This is a genomic window from Saccharospirillum mangrovi (assembly GCF_003367315.1).
In the GTDB taxonomy this organism is placed as follows: Bacteria; Pseudomonadota; Gammaproteobacteria; order Pseudomonadales; family Natronospirillaceae; genus Saccharospirillum; species Saccharospirillum mangrovi.
In genome coordinates this window covers 2,750,398-2,770,854 of the sequence record NZ_CP031415.1, presented here as the reverse complement: position 1 = coordinate 2,770,854, position 20,457 = coordinate 2,750,398, and the positions used below count along the sequence as shown (strand labels likewise).

General features: G+C 60.2%; 16 protein-coding genes. 5 read left to right on the top strand and 11 right to left on the bottom strand.

What is annotated here, in order from left to right; genetic code table 11:
• Positions 1-86 precede the first annotated feature (86 nt).
• The 4 genes from prmA to aroQ are packed head-to-tail and all read right to left on the bottom strand — an operon-like array spanning position 87 to position 3,357.
• Positions 87-1,043, bottom strand: a complete 957-nt coding sequence (gene prmA / locus DW349_RS13180) for a 50S ribosomal protein L11 methyltransferase (RefSeq protein ID WP_306418337.1) — start codon at positions 1,041-1,043, stop codon at positions 87-89.
• Positions 1,044-1,088: 45 nt separating this feature from the next.
• The gene (gene accC, locus DW349_RS13175; protein WP_108126414.1) at positions 1,089-2,435 is read right to left on the bottom strand and encodes an acetyl-CoA carboxylase biotin carboxylase subunit; all 1,347 of its coding nucleotides are present in this window, start codon (positions 2,433-2,435) and stop codon (positions 1,089-1,091) included.
• Between the two features lie 11 nt (positions 2,436-2,446).
• A complete protein-coding gene (gene accB / locus DW349_RS13170) occupies positions 2,447-2,905 on the bottom strand; it encodes an acetyl-CoA carboxylase biotin carboxyl carrier protein (RefSeq protein WP_108126413.1) in 459 nt (152 codons plus the stop codon).
• A gap of 11 nt (positions 2,906-2,916) precedes the next feature.
• Positions 2,917-3,357, bottom strand: coding sequence for a type II 3-dehydroquinate dehydratase (gene aroQ, locus DW349_RS13165; RefSeq protein ID WP_108126412.1), 441 nt, complete (start codon positions 3,355-3,357; stop codon positions 2,917-2,919).
• 305 nt (positions 3,358-3,662) lie between these two features.
• Here aroQ and DW349_RS13160 point away from each other — a divergent pair, with 305 nt between their 5' ends.
• Positions 3,663-4,721 carry a DUF2333 family protein gene (locus tag DW349_RS13160; protein ID WP_232819361.1) on the top strand — a complete coding sequence of 353 codons (1,059 nt, stop codon included), beginning with the start codon at positions 3,663-3,665 and terminating at the stop codon, positions 4,719-4,721.
• 226 nt (positions 4,722-4,947) lie between these two features.
• Entirely contained in the window at positions 4,948-7,362 is a 2,415-nt protein-coding gene (locus DW349_RS13155; protein ID WP_115667148.1) for an Ig-like domain-containing protein, read from the top strand.
• Between the two features lie 124 nt (positions 7,363-7,486).
• Here the strand turns inward: DW349_RS13155 and ppa are convergent, their stop codons facing one another.
• The 3 genes from ppa to pfkA form a co-directional block, all read right to left on the bottom strand.
• Positions 7,487-8,017 (bottom strand): inorganic diphosphatase, encoded by a 531-nt coding sequence (gene ppa, locus DW349_RS13150; protein WP_108124884.1) that lies wholly within the window; start codon positions 8,015-8,017, stop codon positions 7,487-7,489.
• 75 nt (positions 8,018-8,092) lie between these two features.
• Positions 8,093-9,379 carry a 3-phosphoshikimate 1-carboxyvinyltransferase gene (gene aroA, locus DW349_RS13145; RefSeq protein ID WP_108125306.1) on the bottom strand — a complete coding sequence of 429 codons (1,287 nt, stop codon included), beginning with the start codon at positions 9,377-9,379 and terminating at the stop codon, positions 8,093-8,095.
• 118 nt (positions 9,380-9,497) lie between these two features.
• Positions 9,498-10,475 carry a 6-phosphofructokinase gene (gene pfkA, locus DW349_RS13140; RefSeq protein WP_232819289.1) on the bottom strand — a complete coding sequence of 326 codons (978 nt, stop codon included), beginning with the start codon at positions 10,473-10,475 and terminating at the stop codon, positions 9,498-9,500.
• 310 nt (positions 10,476-10,785) lie between these two features.
• Here pfkA and DW349_RS13135 point away from each other — a divergent pair, with 310 nt between their 5' ends.
• The gene (locus tag DW349_RS13135; protein ID WP_157954291.1) at positions 10,786-11,535 is read left to right on the top strand and encodes a ParA family protein; all 750 of its coding nucleotides are present in this window, start codon (positions 10,786-10,788) and stop codon (positions 11,533-11,535) included.
• Here DW349_RS13135 and DW349_RS13130 read toward each other — a convergent pair.
• The 4 genes from DW349_RS13130 to xylB form a co-directional block, all read right to left on the bottom strand.
• Positions 11,529-14,162, bottom strand: a complete 2,634-nt coding sequence (locus tag DW349_RS13130; protein WP_108124886.1) for a winged helix-turn-helix domain-containing protein — start codon at positions 14,160-14,162, stop codon at positions 11,529-11,531. The genes DW349_RS13135 and DW349_RS13130 overlap by 7 nt on opposite strands.
• A gap of 96 nt (positions 14,163-14,258) precedes the next feature.
• A complete protein-coding gene (locus DW349_RS13120; protein ID WP_198650445.1) occupies positions 14,259-16,223 on the bottom strand; it encodes a family 14 glycosylhydrolase in 1,965 nt (654 codons plus the stop codon).
• 121 nt (positions 16,224-16,344) lie between these two features.
• Complete coding sequence (locus DW349_RS13115) at positions 16,345-16,812, bottom strand: PilZ domain-containing protein (RefSeq protein WP_108124887.1); 468 nt, start codon at positions 16,810-16,812, stop codon at positions 16,345-16,347.
• 116 nt (positions 16,813-16,928) lie between these two features.
• The gene (gene xylB, locus DW349_RS13110) at positions 16,929-18,377 is read right to left on the bottom strand and encodes a xylulokinase (RefSeq protein WP_108124888.1); all 1,449 of its coding nucleotides are present in this window, start codon (positions 18,375-18,377) and stop codon (positions 16,929-16,931) included.
• Positions 18,378-18,557: 180 nt separating this feature from the next.
• On the opposite strand from xylB, the gene DW349_RS13105 reads away from it, so the two are divergent.
• A complete protein-coding gene (locus DW349_RS13105; RefSeq protein WP_108124889.1) occupies positions 18,558-19,778 on the top strand; it encodes a multidrug effflux MFS transporter in 1,221 nt (406 codons plus the stop codon).
• 85 nt (positions 19,779-19,863) lie between these two features.
• Positions 19,864-20,313 (top strand): SRPBCC family protein, encoded by a 450-nt coding sequence (locus DW349_RS13100; RefSeq protein ID WP_157954292.1) that lies wholly within the window; start codon positions 19,864-19,866, stop codon positions 20,311-20,313.
• The last annotated feature ends 144 nt before the right edge of the window (positions 20,314-20,457 follow it).

The window sequence follows — 20,457 nt, the reverse complement described above, 5'->3', positions numbered from 1 at the left end:
TTCGAATCGTCGGCATCCGTGCGCGGTAAAAGTAGTCCGGTCGCAGTCTGCGCCGGGCAATTCAGTTTATGAGAGGCGTCGGTTGATCACAACTTGGTTCCGCTGAGGCGAACCCAGCCGTCGTGTTCAACCGGTGCGTCGAGGTTAATCCACGGGCGGTAGGCTTCCATCACCGCATCGGCCTGATGCGACAAAATGCCCGACAGCGCCAACCGGCCGCCCTGAATCAATCGCTCACACAACACCGGCGCCAGGTCGCACAACGGACCGGCGAGAATGTTGGCAACCAGAACGTCATAACCCGGTGCCAGGTGGCGGTTGTCGATCCAGACGTTAAAGCGCGCTTCCTCAATGTCGTTGTTGGCCGCGTTGGCGCGAGTGGCGTCCAGCGCTTGCGGGTCGATGTCGACGCCATCCATTTCTTGCGCGCCCAACAACAAGGCGGCCAGTCCCAAAATGCCGGAACCGCAGCCGTAATCGAGCAGGCGTTCGCCGCCGGTTATTTGTGCATCCAACCATTGCAGACACAAAAAGGTGGTCGGGTGCGTGCCGGTGCCGAATGCCAGGCCCGGGTCGAGACGTAAATTGATCGCTTCCGGTTTGGGCGGCTCCAGCCAGGACGGACAAATCCACAAACGTGGCCCGCACGGAATCGGTTTGAACGCGTCCATCCAGGCGCGTTCCCAATCTTTGTCTTCAAGAATTTCGGTGTGAATGGCACCGCTGAGTTGAATGCCTTCGTTGGCGACAAACTGTTCGATGCTCGCCTGCAACGCTGCCGCATCGACGTTTTCTTCAAACAACCCTTGCACCGTGGTGTGTTGCCACAATGGCGTGGTGCCACGAATCGGTTCGAATACCGGCTGGTCTTCGGTGTCGATCAACGTTACCGCCTGGCAACCGGCCAGCAGCAGGGCGTCTTCGATGGCGTCGGTGTGGCGGGGGTCGGTCGGAATGCGGATTTGTAGCCAGGGCATGCGTTCGGTTTCAGTGCGGAAGTTGGCCGCGAGGATACTGGATTGGCGGGTGAATCGCACGCGCACAAAAAAGGCAGCCCGGAAGCTGCCTTGGCATTCATCGACTGGAATTTATTGCTCAGAAGCGAGCTTGTGTTCCAGGTAGTGAATGTTCACACCGCCGCGTTTGAAACCGGCGTCGTTTACCAGTTCTTTCTGCAACGGGGTGTTGGTTTTAATGCCGCCCACCACGAGTTCGTCCAGCGCGGAATTCATGCGCAGCAAGGCTTGCTCGCGATCATCCGCGTAGGTGATCAGCTTGCCGATCATCGAATCGTAGTACGGCGGAATGGTGTAGCCGGAATAGATGTGTGAATCCCAGCGCACGCCCAAACCACCGGGCGGATGGAACTGAGTAACCTTGCCCGGACTCGGCATAAAGGTGCGCGGGTCTTCGGCATTGATGCGGCACTCAACAGCGTGGCCGACGATCTTGATTTCACTTTGCTTGAACGTCAGCGGTTCGCCAGCGGCAATGCGCAGCTGTTCCTTGATGATGTCCACACCGGTGACCATTTCGGTAACCGGATGTTCCACCTGAACACGGGTGTTCATTTCGATGAAATAGAAACGGCCGTCTTCGTACAGGAACTCAAACGTACCAGCACCGCGATAGCCAATTTCCACACAGGCATCAACACAGGCTTTGAGCACATTGGCGCGCGCGGTGTCGTCGATGTGCGGCGCCGGCGCTTCTTCCATCACTTTTTGGTGGCGGCGCTGCAACGAGCAGTCGCGGTCGCCCAAGTGAATGGCGTTGCCGTGGCTGTCGGCCAATACCTGAACTTCCACGTGACGCGGGTTTTCCAGGAATTTTTCCATGTACACCGTGCCGTCACCGAACGCAGACGCGGCTTCGGATTTGGTCACCTGAATGGAGCCGATCAGGTCTTTTTCTTCACGCACCACGCGCATACCGCGACCACCGCCACCAGCGGCGGCTTTGATCATTACCGGGTAACCGATGCGACGGCCGATGGCCAGGCACTGGTCTTTGTCTTCCGGCAGCGGGCCGTCGGAACCGGGAACGGTTGGTACGCCGGCTTTCTTCATCGCTTCAATGGCCGACACTTTATCGCCCATCAAGCGGATGACGTTGGCGGTCGGGCCGATGAACGCAAAACCGGATTTTTCCACCTGCTCGGCGAAATCGGCGCGTTCGGCCAGGAAGCCGTAACCGGGGTGGATGGCGTCGGCGTTGGTCACTTCAGCGGCCGCGATCAACGCCGGAATGTTCAGATAGGAATTCACCGACGGGTTCGGACCGATACAGACCGACTCATCCGCCAGCTTGACGTGCTTGAGGTCGCGATCCACGACCGAATGCACGGCAACGGTCTGGATGCCCATCTCCTTGCACGCCCGCAGGATACGCAAAGCGATTTCCCCACGGTTGGCAATCAGCACTTTCTTCAGCATGACAGGCCTCGTTAGCGAATGGTGACCAGAGCTTGGTCGAATTCGACCGGCTCACCGTTCTCGACCAGGATGGCCTCGATGGTGCCACTCTTATCGGCTTCGATCTGGTTCATCATTTTCATCGCTTCAACGATGCAGATGGGGTCGCCTTCGTTGACGTGCTGGCCGACTTCCACGAACGACGGGCTGGTCGGCGACGGCGCACGGTAGAAAGTACCGACCATCGGAGAACGCACCGCGTGGCCGCTCGGGCCGGCTGGTTTTTCCGCTTCGGCCGGTTCAGCGGCGGCCGGTGCCGCGGGTGCTGCCGGGGCTGCCAGCTGAGCCGGAGCGGCGTATTGCATCGGCATCACAGCGTTGCGTGAAGAACGGCTGATGCGAATCGCCTCTTCGCCTTCGGTGATTTCGATTTCGTCGATGCCGGATTCTTCCAGCAACTCAATCAATTTTTTGACCTTACGGATGTCCATGATGCGTTCCTCTAGCTTGATAATTGTTGATGAGCGGCCTGCAGCGCCAAATCGTAGCTGTGCGGCCCAAATCCACAAATCACGCCAACAGCCTTGTCAGCGAGATAGGAATGATGGCGGAAAGATTCACGCGCGTGCACGTTCGACAGGTGCAGTTCGATAAAGGGGACTTCGGCACCACCCAAGGCATCGCGCAGGGCAATGCTGGTGTGCGTGAAAGCGCCGGCGTTAATCAGAATAAAAGCGGTGCCGTCGGTACGCGCCTGATGAATGCGGTCGATCAGCGCGCCTTCGTGGTTGCTTTGCAAACAGTCCAGGGTATGTCCCAGCGCTTGGGCTTGCTGGCGCAGGTTCTGCTCGATGTCAGCCAGGGTCGTGTGGCCGTAAATGGTCGGCTCACGCGTGCCTAGCAGGTTCAGATTGGGTCCATTGAGCAGGAGCAGCTGTGCCATTGGGTTCTTGATTTGCCTCGCTATCGGGAAAATATCCATGAACATGCATGGAAATGTAGAGGATATGGACGTTAATTTCGCCGAACAACTGAATGGGCGAATTTTAGTTGTGAATTTTCATCATCAAATCCGACACTTTTGCCGGATTGATGCGCTGGATCGCTGACAGGCCCGGTCTTTTGCGTTTTTGCACAGTGCCATTTGAGACCGTGCAAAGGTGACTGTTGTCGCTTGGTTTGCACCGATCAGGTCGTTAAGCTGGCGAACCATGAATTCAGTCCCATCTATCTCACAGGAGTGAAGCGATGCTGCGTGAACGTCTGGCTCGAATGCTGGCAGGCCTGAGTGGTTTTTTTCGTCGATGGACGGCCTGGTTGCCGAAGCGTCGTCTGGGCCGTTGGCTGGGCATCGTTCTGGGCGTGGTGTTGCTGGTGCTGGTATTGCTCGGTTGGTACTGGAGCGATGAACCGAGCACCTTCGACCCGGTAGCCCGCGCCGAAGCTCACGCCCGCGCCAACAACCGCGAACTGGTCGTCGGCTATGCCACCACTTACACGCTGACGGAACTGGTGAACACCCTGCTCGACAAACCCGGCGGCTATTTGTCTAACGACGTCGCGCCGCCGTCGGTCTGGCTCGACAACATGCCCAATTGGGAATTCGGTGTGGTAACGCAGGTGCGCGATTTAAGCCGCGCCATGCGTCGCGATCTGAGCCGGTCGCAATCGCAATCCACCGAAGACCCCGACCTGGCGCAAGCCGAACCGTTGTTCCATTTCGACAACGCCAGCTGGATTCTGCCATCCACCGAAGGCGAATACCGGCGCGGCGTGCGTCTGGTCGATTCGTATTTAAGCCGTTTGTCTGATCCGAACAACGCCCAGGCCCAGTTCTACGCCCGTGCCGACAACCTGCGCGCCTATCTGAACGATGTCGAAACCCGGTTGGGTTCCTTGTCGCAGCGGCTCAGCGCCTCCGTTGAACAGCGCCGCGTGAACACCGATCTGGACGGCAACGGCGCCGCCCAATCAACGCCGACGGCCAGAGAGCAATTCGTCAAAACGCCGCGGCTGCAAGTCGATGATGTGTTCTACGAAGCGCGCGGCACCACCTGGGCGCTGTTGCACATCCTAAAAGCCATCGAATCGGATTTCGGTTCGGTGCTCGACAACAAAAACGCCCGCGCCAGCCTGCAACAGATCATCCGTGAACTGGAAGCCACGCAACGCCACCTGTGGTCGCCGATTGTTTTGAACGGCAGCGGCTTCGGCGTACTCGCCAACCATTCGCTGGTCATGGCGAGCTACATTTCGCGGGCCAATGCGGCATTGATTGACCTGCAGGAATTGCTGGCAACGGGTTAATTCGCAAGCCCGCCCAAGCCACGGCTTCTCGACCGCCGTCATCCCGGAACCGCGCAGCGGTATCCGGGATCTCCCCTGGGCAACCCGACATTCCAACGAATAACCCCAACAATTTTTAAAAAACTTTAAATTTCTACGTTTTTTAAAACGATTCCTCAAACGGTCGTCGGTTAGCGTAGTCAGGCTCGGTACTGATACCGCCTAACACCAACCAGAGGGATCTGCCATGCATCACCCCAACCGACTGCTGCATCTCGTCACCAGCCTGCTACTCAGCCTCGCGCTCACCGCCTGCAACCTCGAAACCTTTGAATTCGCCCAAACCGGCACCGCTCAACTTGTTACTGGCGAAACCTACACCAACCCGGTGCCGGGCAGCTTTCGCGGCGTCGATTACGCCAGCAGCAACCCCCAGGTCGCGCAGGTGGATGGCAGCGGGCGCGTCACCGCCGTTGGCCCCGGTCGGGCACGCATCAGCGCGCGGCTGGATGGGCAGTCGATTGCTTACTCGGTTGAAGTGGTGAACCGTCGGCTGCGGGTCAGCGCCTGGGTGGGGCCAACCGGAGCCGATTGGCAACTCTCAGACGGCACCGAAGGCACCCGGCTACACACCACCAGCGACGCCGATTGCAACCCAATGCAAACCGGAAACTGCACCGATGCCGCCAGCCAGTTAATGCTCGGCACCGGGTCGGTATTGCCGAGCGCGGCGCTGACGCTGAGCCAGCCGGGGTATTTTCGGGTGCAGTATGGCGAACATCAGGCGGCGGGGGCGTTGGCGGCGGATCGGTTTGGGGGGCGGCAGGGCCATGCCGTGGCCGCTTTCCAGGGGCGGTTATGGGTGATGGGGGGATTCGTGAATGGAAGCAACCGGCCTTATAGCGACATCTGGTCCTCACCCGATGGCACTCACTGGGTGCCGCACGAATGGTCCGAACAGCCACCACTTGACTGGTACATCCATGCCGTGGTGTTCAACGATCAGCTCTGGGTGATCGACCCCAGTGAAGGCACCGTCTGGTCCACCATCCCCTCGCCCGATCACGACACCGGCTTTGTCTGGCAACGGCAGGGCGATATCGGCTTGGACTACACCCCTCGCAGCTACAGCCAGGTCATCGTCGCCAACAACGCCGAGGGCGAGCCGCGCATCTGGTTGTTGGGTGGGGGCCTTGGTTCAGCGGCCCGCAACGACGTCTGGACGTTCGATGGCACCACTTGGCAAGAGGTGCGAACTGATGGCGCCAGCAACGGCTTTCCCGCTCGCGGCGCGCACCAGGCCGTGGCTTACGATGGCCGGCTTTGGGTGATTGGTGGATTTGCTGAGGGCAAGATGAGCAACGACATCTGGTCGTCCGACGATGGCATCACCTGGCGGCAGGACACCGAGCACGCCGAGTTTTCAGCGCGCGTCTACCATCGAGTAATGGCCTACAACGACGGCAGCGGGGAACAACTGTGGCTGGTGGGTGGGCTGTCTTTGCAGGCACCGGATGGCTTAAACGATGTCTGGTCCTCCCGCGATGGCATTCACTGGACGCAGCGTCAGGTCGATGCCGATTTCCCGCCCCGAAACAGCCACACCCTGGCCGTCTTCCAACAGCAGCTTTGGCTGGTCGGGGGATATGCCCTTAGTAACCTGAACGACGTCTGGTCCACCCGCAACGGCGAAGACTGGCAACAACACACCGCGGAAGCCCCGTTCAGCGGCCGCCAGGGCCACCAATCCGTCGCCTTCGACCATCGGCTTTGGGTGATCGGGGGTACTGAGGGTGGCACTACTAACTTGCCTTCCTACCAAAACGACCTCTGGTCCAGCAGCGATGGCCTGCACTGGCAACGCCACCTGCGTCACGCGGCTTTCACGGGTCGGAGCGGGCATCAAGTGGTGGCGTTCAACCAACGGCTGTGGCTGGTGGGCGGGCAGGACCGCTTCGGGTACCAAAGCGATGTCTGGTCCAGCGCCGATGGCCTTCACTGGGAACGTTTGCTGACACAAGCGCCATTCGCCGGCCGGTTCGGCCACGCCCTGGTGGTGTTCGACCAACGCCTGTGGGTGATCGGCGGCCAATCTGCCGATGGCAACCACAACGACGTCTGGTCGTCCCCCAACGGCATCGACTGGACCGAAGAAACCAGCGCAGCCAGTTTCACCGCCCGGCGGGGCCATCAGGTGGTGGTGTTCAACGGCCAGCTTTGGCTGATCGGTGGAACAGAAGGCACCAATGGCATTGGTGGGAATAACGACATCTGGTCCTCCAGCGACGGCCGCCATTGGCAGCTGCGCGTAGACGAAGCCGAGTTCACACCGCGTTTTGGTCATCAGGTGGTGGTGACTCAAGAGGCTGGGAGTGAACGGCTTTGGTTGGTGGGCGGTGGTAATTCCGCTAGTGGATCTGACACCAGAAACGACATCTGGACTTCCCGCGATGGCGTGCACTGGCGCAGCGAAACCTATGAAGATGGCTCACGTTTCTCCCGCCGCACTGGCCACCAGGCCTTGGTCTTCAACCAGCATTTCTGGGTGATTGGCGGGCTAGAAGCGGTCACTAGGACCCTAAAACACGACATCTGGCGTTCAGCCGATGGTTTGGACTGGCAGAAGGGGGTGCAGGTGGCGGTTGAGTTTGAGGGGCCTTGAGGCGCTTAGATTTCGGGTTGCATAAAAGGCGGTATAAAAAAACGAACCTCAATTGAGGTTCGTTTTTTTTGGGCTGTTGTTTCTACCGCAGCAGTACCTGGCGGCGGTTTGCGTTCAAACCGGCTCAGCCTTTGTTATAGGCCGCCACCGCTTCGTTGATGATCGCCTTGGCTTTGGCCGAATCGGCCCAGCCGTCCACTTTCACCCATTTGCCTTTTTCCAGGTCTTTGTAGTGCTCGAAGAAGTGTTTGATCTGTTCCAGCAGCAGCGCCGGCAGGTCGGTGGCTTCTTGAACGTTGTCGTACAAAGCACTCAGTTTGCTGTGCGGTACAGCGAGGATTTTGGCATCGGAACCGGCTTCGTCGGTCATTTCCAGTACGCCGATCGGGCGGGCACGAATTACAGAACCGGGCACTACCGGGTAGGGCGTGACCACCAGAACGTCCACCGGGTCGCCGTCGTCGGCCAGGGTGTTCGGCACGTAGCCGTAGTTGGCCGGGTAGAACATGGGCGTTGCCATGAAGCGGTCGACCATCAGAGCGTCCATGTCTTTGTCGATTTCGTATTTGATCGGGCTGGCATTGGCCGGGATTTCGATGGCGACGTAGATGTCGTTCGGGACATCCTTGCCGGCTGGAATCTGGGTGTAGCTCATCGGGGGCCTCTTTGTTTGCGGTCGGGTTAAAGGGTCGGGTTTGAAAAAAGTCGGGCGATTATATCGGCCGGTCGGTTAGGCGTCAGTAATGCTGGCGAAACGTTCAAAGTAGTCCGGGAATGTCTTGGACGTGCAACCCGGATCGTTGATCGTCACCGTGCCGGCACCAAAGGCGGCCAGCGAAAAACACATGGCGATGCGGTGGTCGTTGTAGGTGTCGATGGCGGCCGATTGGGTTTTTGCGGGCGGTGTAATGGTCAAAGCGTCTTCGTCTTCAATCACTTGCGCGCCGAGTTTGCGCAGCTCGGTTGCCATGGCCGCCAGGCGGTCGGTTTCTTTGACGCGCCAGTTGTACACATTGCGAATGCGCGTTGTGCCTTCGGCAAACAGCGCTGTGGTGGCGATGGTCATGGCGGCATCGGGGATGTGGTTCAGATCGACATCCACCGCCTTGAGCGGGCCGTTATTGCTCACTTCAATCCATTCCGGTGCCCAGGTAACGGTCGCACCCATCTGTTCCAGCACTTCGGCAAAACGGGCATCGCCCTGAACCGAAGCGGTGCCAGTGCCGTGCACCCGCACCGGGCCGCCGCCGATGGCACCGGCGGCAAGAAAGTAACTGGCGCTGGAGGCGTCGCCTTCCACCTGAATGCGACCGGGGCTGACGTAGCGCTGGTTGGCTTTGATGTCGAAGGCGCGGTAATCGCGGTTGGTGACCGTTACGCCGAAGCGTTGCATCACATCCAGCGTGATGTCGATGTAGGGTTTGGAGACCAGTTCGCCAACCACTTCGATGGTCAGGTCGTCGTTGATCAAGGGTGCAGCCATTAACACGGCGGTCAAAAACTGGCTGGAAATGCGGCCGTCGATCTGCACCGTGCCACCGCGCAATTGACCGGCGCTGATGCCCAGCGGCGGGTAGCCATCGTTGCCGCGATACTGCACCTGCGCGCCCAGCGGTGTGAGTGCGTCGATCAAATCGCCAATCGGTCGCTCGGCCATGCGTGGTTCGCCGGTCAGCTCGAATTGGCCTTCGCCGATGCACAAGGCCGCCGCCAGCGGACGCATCGCCGTGCCGGCGTTGCCCAAATAGAGTTCCAGGTGTTGCCCGCGTGCCAATGGACCGGCCAGGCCGGTAACGGTGCATTCGGTGCCGTTGTCATTGAGTTCAACACGCACGCCCAGTTGTTCCAGGGCGGTCAGCATGTGACGGATGTCGTCGCTGCGCAGCAGGTTGGTGATGTGCGTTTCGCCCTCGCTCAATGCGGCCAACAACAGAATGCGGTTGGACAGACTTTTCGAGCCGGGAATCTGGACGTCGCCACGGGCGTGGCGCAAAGCGGGGAGCGTCAGGCTGGACATCGGGGTTCGCAGGTCAGGAATGAATCGGCCGGCCATTCTACGTCAAAGCGCGGCCGCCTTGCATCCGCAGAGCGGCAAGGCGGCGTTGCACTTTTTGCGCATGGACGCCGCCGCCGATTTACGCAAGCAGATTGGTCAGATCGTACAGATCCTGTTTGAACGGGCGCGGCATGTTTTCGATGGCATCAACGATGTCGTGGTGCACCAGGCGGTTGCTCTGAATGCCGACACAACGGCCGCCGAGGCCTTCGAGCAACAGTTCCACCGCGTAAGCGCCCATCTGGCTCGCCAGCACCCGGTCGAAGGCGCAGGGCACGCCGCCGCGCTGAATGTGGCCGAGAATGGTGGCGCGCGTTTCCAGGCCGGTGCGCGCTTCGATGCGTTTCGCCAGCGCCGACACATCGGTGACGTGTTCGGTAATGGCGATGATCGAATGCGTTTTGCCGCGTGACACGTCTTTGGCGACGGCTTGAATCAAGGCTTCTTCATCGAAACCTTTTTCCGGCACCACGGTGAAATCGGCGCCGCTGCCGATTGATGCCATCAACGTCAGGTCGCCGCAATAGCGGCCCATGATTTCGACAATGGCGATGCGATTGTGCGACGAACAGGTGTCGCGCAAGCGGTCGATGGCGTCGAGTACGGTGTTCAGCGCGGTGTGAAAACCGATGGTGAAGTCGGTGCCGGCGACGTCGTTGTCGATGGTGCCGGGCAGGCCGACGCAGGGAAATCCCATTTCGGTTAGGCGTTTGGCGCCCATGTAGGAACCGTCGCCACCGACCACAACCAAGGCGTCGATGTCGTGCTTGCGCAGGTTGGCGATGGACTCCTGTCGCACGGCTTCTTCTTTGAATTCGGGAAAGCGGGCGGAACCGAGGAAGGTGCCGCCGCGGTTGATTAAGTCGGAAACGTGGTGGCGTTCGAGTTTCTCGATGCGGTCCTGATGCAAACCCAGGTAACCGTCGTGCACGCCATACACTTCCAGCCCTTTTACCAGGGCTGTGCGAACCACGGCGCGTACCGCCGCGTTCATGCCAGGGGCGTCGCCGCCGCTGGTCAGTACACCGATTTTGCGTATCTCGCCTGCTTGACTCACGGGCTCTGTGTCCTTTGGTCATCCAAGCCGGCCGTGCCGGAACGCGACAGAATGTAACAAAATTACAATCACACTGGCGAGTCCTTTTGCCCCGAGCAATCGGCGACCTTGACCGGCGTCAAAGTGCGGCGGGCACGACTAAAATTAATCGGCAACTAACAGGTTAATGGCGTGGCCGGATTGGCCGACACGCCTCTAGGTTGCCCAAGCGTCGGCCTCTGCACGGGTTGCGCAAATAACCCTCGGGGTGTCATGGAACCGCCATAGGGCTGTCATAACCTGAATGCCGTTTGACGGTGGGAGGCCTGCGATGAAAGTGGTAGCGATACACAGTCAGAAAGGCGGCGTCGGTAAAACATCGACGGCTATTCATCTGGCGCATCAAGCCAGCGAATTTGGTTTTGAAACGCTGTTGATCGATCTCGATCCGCAAGCCTCGGCCAGTTACTTTTTGTCCGGTGGCGACAGCAAAGGCCTGAAAGCGCGCGATTGGCTGCGCACCAACGTCGATTGGAACGACTTCATCGAAAGCTCGCGCTACGAGGGCGTTTATTTATTGCCAGCGCGCAAAAGCCTGCGCCGGCTCGACCAGTTGATGACCGACGACGTGTCGGAAAAACACCTCAAGCGCTTGTTGCGTTCGCTGAAATCGCAATTCGATCTGGTGCTGATCGATTGCCCGCCCGGCATCAACACCGTGACCGAACAAGCCTACCGCGCTGCGCATAAAATTCTGGTGCCGCTGACGCCAACGCCGCTGTGTTTTGAAAGCTTCCAACACGTGCTGGAATTCGCCGACGAAAACGCCATCGGGGCCGATAAACTGATGCCGTTTTTTAACCGCGTGAACAGTCGGCTGGCGTTGCACAAACAATCGATGGACGGGTTTTCCGAGCGCTTCGACGCCAAAACGCCGCTGTCGATTCGCGCCACCACCGAGGTGGAAAAAATGGCGTTGGAGCGTCGCGCCGTTGCCGAAATCAAACCGCGCCATCCGATCGTGCGCGACATTCAGGCGTTGTGGAAAACGCTGATGCGCGAGCTGGATTTGCATCACTGAGCGGACGAGCCTTCGAGTAATTTCTCGACCAGGGCGCGCGCTTCGGCGCGGTCGGTTACGTCGAGTTTGCGGTACAGCCGGCGGATGTGGCTTTTGATCGTTGACGGTGCCACGTGCAGGCATTGGCCGATGGCGTCGTTGGTCAGCCCCTGGCCGAGCAGCATTAACACTTCGAATTCCTTCGGCGACACCTGTTCGTGGCCGTGCACCCAGGCGCGGTTCAGTTGTTTCAACCGTGGGTCGCCGTGCACGGCAGACGCACCGTGCGCCGGTTTCGGCGGCAGCCGCCACCACAGCGACCAATCGCTCCAGTCGCGTGCGTCCACGCTGAACAGTTGCCGATACAAATCCAGACTCGCCAATGGCCGAACCGCCGGCAGCCAGGGCAAAACGAGCTGCCAGTCGGCCTGCGCCTGAGCGTCGTCGGCCCAAACCGCACTGAGCAAACGAGCGTGTAATTCCGGCCAGCGCAATGGTTGTTTGGCGGCTTGCTGCGCCAGTTGTCGAATCTGTTTTAGCGCCGTTTTTTGCTCGCCGTTTAGCCAGCGTTGCATCGCTGCATTGCGCGCCAATTGGTGCTGAAAATGATTGCGCGGCGGGCCGCCGGAGTCGTGGCGTGCCGGCGGTAAGGGTTCGGCGGGCAGCGATAAACGATGCTCGGCGGCGAGCAAAAACGTCTGCGCCTGGGCCACCCAATCGGAGTGATACGGATGTTGGTTTAACAGGCGTCGCACTTGCAGCACCAGCGGTTGCAGATCGCTGTCGCGGCCGCGCGCCAACGCCAGCCGACCGCGCAACACCAGCGGGTTGAGCAGGCCGTAATCGCCGAGCGGTTCGATTAAATCGCTGGCGGTTTCCAGGGCGTGCAGTGCTTCGTCCCAACGGCCGCGTTCGGTCAGAATCTGAATGCGCCCGCGCAGTAAAAATTCCAGATGCAGCAGCGGTTCGACGCAGCGTTCGCGCGCCAGTTGCAGGGCGTCGTCCTGCACCGCCAGGGCGGCATCGAGATCGCCGGACACGCTGTGCACGTCGGCCAATAAACAGCGCAGCCAGAGTTGCTGCTGGGTGTATTGGCCGTCGCGCGCCAGCCGGTCGGCTGCCTGCAAATGCTGTTGCGCCAACGCCAGTTCACCGGCACACAACGCCGCCTGGCCGAGTACCGACGTCGCCAGAATGCGCGCCACGCCGCCCTGGTCGCCGAGTTCGGCCAACGCTTCGCTGGCGAGTTGTTGGGCGGCGTCGAAATCTTCGCGGTTGATGGCGACCTGAGCGCGGGCGACGGCGTATTCCGGCCGGGTGTCGGCGGCCTGTTGCAGCAGTGGCAACACTTCCTCTTCGCGATAACTGAGCAGCCAGATCCAGCTTTTCAGCAGCAACAGCGGCGCGTCCTGCCCCAACTGAGCGGCATCGAGCGGCGCTAACAATCGCTCGACCAACTGGAACTGACCGCTGCGGTACAGCTCCATGCCGGCGGCGTGCAAAACCGCCCGGTTCAGCTCGGCGTTGAATTGCGCGACCGCCAACTGCGCCGCTTGCATCGTCTGGCCCAAATCCAGACAGGCGTAAGCGGCGGCAATGCAGCGCTCGCGCCATTCGCTGGGTGAGGCTTGCTGCGTTAAGCGCATCAGCGTTTGGCGGATCAGCGGCGGCAGGCGGTAACCGCCGTGGCGGCCATTGAGCGCGACGATAAACAGGCCGTCGTGGCGCAATTGGTCGATCAGGCTTTGGCTTGAGGTTTGGCCGAGCAGGCGGTCGCACAGCGCAGCGTCGAAGCGGTCGAACACGCAGACGTGGCTTAAAAAGTCGCGCTGGGCGGCGGGCAGTTCGTCGAGCACGTCCTGTTGCAGATAGGTTTCCAGATGCGGCCCGGCGGCGTTCAGTACCCGGCCAGCGTCGAGCAGGTCGGCCTCGCTGCGGGCGCTGTGGCAGACCAGGGCTAAACCAGCCGGCCAGCCGCCGGTGTCGGCGAGCAGGGTGTTGAGCGTGGCGTCGGCGACTTTGAAATTCAGCCGGTCGCGCAGCAGCGCGGCCAGTTCGTCGCGGCCGAACGCCAGTTGTTCTGAACCCAATTCCAGCAACTGTCCGCGCACGCGCAGCGCGCTCAATCCCAGCGCCGGTTCCTGGTGGCTGGTCAGAATCAGATGCACCGTTGGTGGCAAACTGCGCAGCCACAAACGCAGGGCGTTGAGTACGGTGGTGTCGAGCAACAATTGCGCGCCATCAAGCACGATGCACAGCGGCTGCGTGCGTTGCGCCAGCTCGGCCATCGCCTTGGCGAGCAGTTGGTCGAGCCGGTCGACGCGGCCGCGCCGCACCAAGGCTTCGCTGACCGGGCAGCCGTTATCGCTGGCTTGATGCAGGCCGTGAATGAAATGCGCGGCGAAATAATTGGGGTCGTTGTCGGCCGGGTCGAGGCTGTACCAGAGCGCGTCGCTGTCGCGTTCCGCCAGCCAGGCGCTGACCAGACTGGTCTTGCCGAAACCGGCCGGGGCGTGCAGCAGCGTTACCGGAAAGCGCTGACATTGATCGAGCGATTGCAGTAATGCCTCGCGCGGCAGCAAGGTGACGCCCTGCGCCGGTGGCACCAGCTTGTAGGGCGCGATCCAGGGATGCAGAGCGTCGGTCATGGCTGGCCTAGTGCGAGGTTAATAAAGAGCCGCACTATACCAAGATGTGTGAGGCGGTCGCGGACTCAATCCGCGACCGCCGATAGCCAGTGCCGATCAGGGGAAATTGACGATCTGAGCGCTGTTGCCGTCGCGTTCAAACACGTTGATGCGACCGCACTGGGCCACGTGGTTGGTGCTGCTGTACGGCGTGCCGCTCTGGCTGATGTTGCCTTCCCAGCCCGGTCCGTTGGAGATGTACGACTTCACCTCGAACCAGCCGTTCGCGGTGTTGCTGCAATCCATTTGCACGTCGAGCATCCAGTAGTGGTCGCCGTAAGTGTTCAGCGGTTCCTCGCCGTAGCCATCGACCGCTACAGTGCGCAGCGCGCCCCAGCCCGACGGCCAGTTATTGGTGGTCCAATCCATCGCTGTGCCTTCAGCGCCCGCGCCCTGGTTGGCTTCAATGCCGTACCAATCCAGGTACAGATCGCCGCTTTTCCAGCTGGCGGTGGTCGCGTTGCGCAGGTTGTTGTGCTGGATGCGCAGCGCGCATTCAACGTTGTAGGTCTGGCAATTGCGGCCCAGGTTGGTGTTGGCGTAGGCGTGGTCGATGCCGCCGCGAATGAACATATCCTGGCCGGACAGGGTTTCGCCACGAATGAAAATCACCGTGCGCTGCCAGTCGCCTTCGGGCACTAAATAGTTGTTGATGAAGTTGGTGTAGCGATATTGGCCGGTGCCGCCGGTGGTCACCTGATTGATGCGCAACACCGTCATGCCGCTGTAGCTGGCGTAGTCGAAGGCGTTTTCGATGTTGTTCCAGCCGGTGTCGGAAGTGACGCCGCCGGCCAGTGCATTCTCGCCCTTAATCGGCACGCCCTGCGCTTCGGCTTCGGCCGCGACCCAGAACACCAGGCTCTTGGCGAGCGATTGACCGCTGCCGTACGGATCGTCGTCCATTTCCAGCGCGGTGAAGTGCAGCACCACGCCGCGCGGGTTGCTCTGGTAGCTGGCCGGTACGCCAACGATGTCGGCGTAGCCGTGGCCGGTGTTGGTGGCATCGAGATCGACATCCGACGGAATCAGACCGGCGGCGATTTCGGCGCTGCGTTCGGTGTTGTCACCGCTCGCCATCTTCCAGTGAATGCCGGGGATTTTCATGCCCAGTTCGATGTCGGCAAAGGCGCCGTCGAAGGCGGCTAGGCCGGTGTCCATCATGGTGTGGCCGTGTTGCATCAGGCTGTCGTGATACCAGCGCACGAAGTCGCGGCCGTACTGGGTGTAGAAGTGGTCGCCGTTGTTAATGAAACTGCCGGCGTTCGATGGCGGCAGGATCTGGCTGCTGCTGCCCAGGCTGATGCCCCAGGCGTTGTTGACGCTAGCCAGGCTGCCGTATTTGTTCAGCGCCCAGTTTTGGAAATCGGCCTTGGCTGCGTCGCTGTACGACTGAAAAGCGCCGCGCGTCGGGTAGCCGCTGCCGGAGTCGTGGCTGTTGTACGACGGATAGCGCAACTCGCCTGCCGGGCCCATGGAAATGTTCACTTCCGGAATGTCGTCGGCGTAGCCGCTGAAGTGGCTTTCGAAGGCTTCCATGAATTCCTGATATTCAGCGGCAACTAAAGCGTCGGCCCACAGCGATACGGTTTCCACCGACTCGTTGCCTTGCTCGCTCTTGTAGCGCAAATCGGCCGCTGGCACTGGCGAATAATGGTTCCAGATCCACGACGGAATCGGGATGTTGCAGGTATCGCCAACGTTACCGCCGCACTGGTGGAACGACATGATCGGCACGATGTCGAGGCCGGCGTTGGTGATGTGGCTGAAAATGGTGTCGTAGTAGCTCCAATCGAACTGTTGATCGCCCGCCGCTTCCACCTTGCCCCACCAGATATCGACCGATACGGCGGTTACGCCCATGCCGGCGGCGGTGTTCAGTTGGGCATCAAAGCTGTTCCAGTCGGAGACTTCGAGCGGTGCCATCACGTTGGCGGAGGCGGCGGTGTCGGCCTGGGCGTTTGCCACGGCCAAGGTCAGCAAGCCGGCCGCAGCCAGCCGCATGAGGTTGGGGTTCGCTGTCATCGCGCAATACCTTTGTTGTGATTGTTTTTGGTCTATCGAGTGTCGTGCGCGGTCAGTCTAAGACGGGGGCTATGGCTGTCTTCCGCCCCCGGGGGCGGAATTATTTGGTTGTGTGACCTGCTCAGTGTTCGGCGTTATCGGTTTGCCAGTTGGGGAATTCGGCGGCGTGGCGGTCGATCCATTCGCGTGCGGCGTCGTCGCGGGAAAGTTGGCGGCCTTCGGTGCGTTGCACGGTTTCGCGGTATTCCTCAATGCGGCACAACTGCTCGACCATGCGCACCGAGTAGGCGTCCTGGTCGGTGTGAAAACAGACACCGATTAAGTATTGGTTGGCCTGAGCGCGACACCAGACCACCTGACCGTCGATCTCGAAAGCGGGATCGTCGATGTCGATGCTCAACCGGAGCGTTTGCCCCGGCATCAAGGCGCGGTCACTGCAAAAACTCAAACCACCACAACTGAAATTCTTTAAACGAGCAGGCGGGGAATCGGACTTGGCCACCTGAACCCGCAAGGGGACATCCGTCGGGTGGCGAATGTATTGACGCAAAATAACCTCCTGTTTGACGTTGTAGGAACGTCGCTCCATGAGGCCAGTATAGTCCGCGATTGAAAAAGGGCGCGTTTGTGTCCGCCCCTGAACGGGGTGTTCCACCGCCGGTCCGATGCGTCGGTTTCCGGCGGTGGCGCAATGGTAGAAAAGCCTCAGCCGAGCAGCGGCCGGGTGACCTGATACAGCTTGCGGTAGCGCGCCAGTTGGGCGTCGAGATAGCTAGCGCGTTGGGCGTTCGGCTGGCGCGTTTCGACCAGTTTCGGCTGGGTGAACACGGTGCCCCAGTCGGCCTTGCTGTCGGCCAGTTGTGCCAGACGTGCCGCCCCGAGCGCCGGGCCGACATCGCCGCCATCGCGCGCGTGCGTCGGAATTTTCAGCGCATCGGCCAGCAACTGTCGCCAGAACACCGAGCGGCTGCCGCCACCGATCAAATTCATGTCCGCCGGTTTTACGCCCGCCGCGTGCAGCGCGTGCAAGCCATCGACCTGCGCGAACGTTACGCCTTCGAGCACCGCCAGCGTTAAATCGACGGCATCGGTATTCACCGACAAACCGAGGAACTGACCGCGCGCACCCGGGTCGTTATGCGGTGTGCGTTCGCCGCTCAGATACGGCAGGAAAGTGAGTGAGGTTTCGGTGCGGCCGGAAGCTTCGACCGCCGCAATCAAGTCGCCCACCGAACGGCCGGTAATGCGGCTAAGCCAGGCCAGACATTCGGCCGCACACAGGTTCACACTCATCTGGTGCCAACGGCCGGGCAGGGCGTGGCAGAAAGCGTGCACGGTTTGCTCAGGCGCAGCGCGGTGGCCGTCGGACACGGTGAACACCACGCCAGACGTACCCAGACTCAGCATCGACTGGCCCGGTTCGATCAAACCGACGCCCAGGGCGCCGCCGGCGTTATCGCTGGCACCGGCGACCACCGGCACTTGTGGCATGCCGGTCGCAGCGCTGGCGGCGGCGCTGACCACGCCAGTCACATCCGGGCCTTCGTACAGTTTCGGCATGTGCGCCTGAGTGAGGCCGGTGGCAGACAGCAGTTGGTCGTCCCAGCGGCGCTCGGCCGGGTTCAGCCAGGACGTGCCAGCGGCGTCGGACATATCGGAGGCGAATTCGCCGGTCAGACGAAAACGCAGATAGTCTTTCGGCAGCAGAACTTTATCGAGACGTTTAAAGGCGTCGGGTTCGTTCTCTGCGACCCACAAAACTTTCGGTGCGGTGAAACCCGGCATCGCCAGGTTGCCGGAACGCTCGCGGAAATCAGGCAGGCGTTGCTCCAGCGTTTTGCATTGCTCGGCGCTGCGGCCGTCGTTCCACAACATGCACGGGCGAATCACATCGCCGGCGGCATCCAGCAAGGTGGCGCCGTGCATCTGGCCCGATAAACCTACGGTGCGCACGGCGCTCAAATCCTGTTCTTTGGCGAGCAAGGCGCAAGCCTCGATCAACGCCTGCCACCAATCTTCCGGTGCCTGTTCCGACCAACCGGGGTGCGGCTGACTGACGGTCAGCGGTGCGGTTGCCTGCGCCACCAACTGGCCGGCGTCGTTCAATAAAATGGCCTTCAGGCCGGAAGTTCCGAGATCGAGTCCGAGATACATAAATCACCTTGAGAACGGGCGGCTGAGCGGGGGAAACGTGCCGCTGGTTGTAACCGTTGTTATTAAATTTATTAGTCAAAAAATAATCCGGGACGCTGGCGGCGATGTCAAAAACTTTTGCCTCAGCGACGCGCTGCGCTAGTCTCGTCGCTTCGTCGTTATTGTTGTCGCGAGAATTCCATGTCCGACATCGCCTTACCCGCCGCGCCCCAACGCAGCCTGCCCGAGTTGGTCGCCGGCTTTGCCTTACTGACCTGTTTGACGGCGTTATCACTCGACGCCATTTTGCCTTCGCTCTATGCCATTGAACGCGAATTTTCCGTCACCACCACCGACACCCAATTGGTGGTGTCGATGCTGGTGTTGGGCATGGCGTTTGGCGAATTGTCGTTCGGCCCGGTGGCCGACGCCATCGGCCGAAAACCTGCCATCCTGATCGGGCTCGGCCTGTTTTTGGCCGGTACATTAATCGCCTTGTTATCGACTTCGTTGCCGATGTTATTGGCCGGGCGAGTCATTCAAGGCATCGGTTTGGGCGGGCCGAAAATTGGCACCCGCGCGCTCATTCGCGACCAGTTTTCCGGCGACGCCATGGCGCGCATTTTTTCCTTCGTCGTCATGTTGGTGATTCTGGTGCCGATGGTCGCACCGGCGTTCGGCCAACTGGTGCTGGCGCTGGGCGACTGGCGCGCCATCTTTATTTCCTACGCCGTCTTGGCGTTGATCGGTGCTACCTGGCTGTTGTTGCGCCAGCCGGAAACGTTGAGCGCGGAGCGACGCATTCCGTTGTCGTTTCGTCAGTTGGCAACGAACAGCGGCTTGATTGTGCGCCACAAAAAAGTGATGGCGTATACGCTGACCGCCGGGCTGATTTTCGGTTGTCAGGTAACTTACCTCAGCACCGCCCAAGCGATTTTTGACGACATCTATCAGGCTGGCGCCAAATTCGCGTTGTACTTTGCCTTGCTCGCCTCGGGCATTGGTTTGGCTGCCTTTACTAACGGCCGCCTGGTGATGAAACTCGGCATGCATCGGCAAAGCATCACGGCGTTGAGCGGCATGTTGCTGTTGTCGTTTTTGCTGTTGGTGTTGTCCTGGCTTGGCGGCGGCCACACACCGTTGGCGGTGTTTTTAGCGCTCGGCTTCGGTTTGTTTTTCTGCGTCGGTTTGTTGTTCGGCAACATCAACGCCCTGGCAATGGAATGGCTTGGCCGCGTGGCGGGTTTGGGCGCGTCGGTGATCGCTTCACTGTCGAGCCTGGTGTCGGTGGGTGTGGCGTTACTGGTCGGCCGCTTCTACGATCAAACGCTCTATTCGTTGGCGATGGGTTTCTTCGTCTGCGCCGCTCTGGCGTTGGTTTTGGTGGTATGGGCAAAACGTAGCAGTGCGGTAGCTGTTTAGTGCCATTAGTCAGGGTTGTGGGCGCTCTATGTTATCCCCATCTGGCAATTTCCCCATCATTGCATCTGCACAGAGGCAGGTACCCGTGATCAAACTGGCAAGCTTTACCCTGGTAACCGAAACGGCCATTGAGCCGAGCTTTCTTTACTTGTCCGACATGACGAACTTCGGTGATTGGTTTCCCGAAGTCATCCGCATTGTCGAACAGGAACCCGGCGACATCGGCCTGGGCAAAATCTGGCTCGAAGACGTAAAAGTGCCGGGCAAGGGCATTCAGCCGGTGGCCGTCACCGTGGTTGATTACCGCCCGACTCAATTTTTCGCCACCGAAGGCAACCTCGATGGCATTCAACCGCGCATGGAAATTCAACTGTCCCAAGCGCCCAGCGGCCGCACCAAAATCGAATGGACGTTTTACAGCCGCAACACCCGTTGGACACTCCGACTGCTGGCACCGCTGTTGCGCTCGGTAATGGGCAAGCGGGCACGCAAAGGCCAGCGCAATTTGCTGGCGAAATTAGCGACCTTGTCGTAATCCTGTTTTAGGTCGCTATTCAGACCCGTAAGTGGCATAATCGCGGCTTCGCAAAAGCGCCGGCTCGTCCGGCGCTTTTTTTATGCGCGCAAAAAAGTACCAAACCCCGTTCAAAGGGTTCGGCTCGTTGAGCGCGCCAGGAAA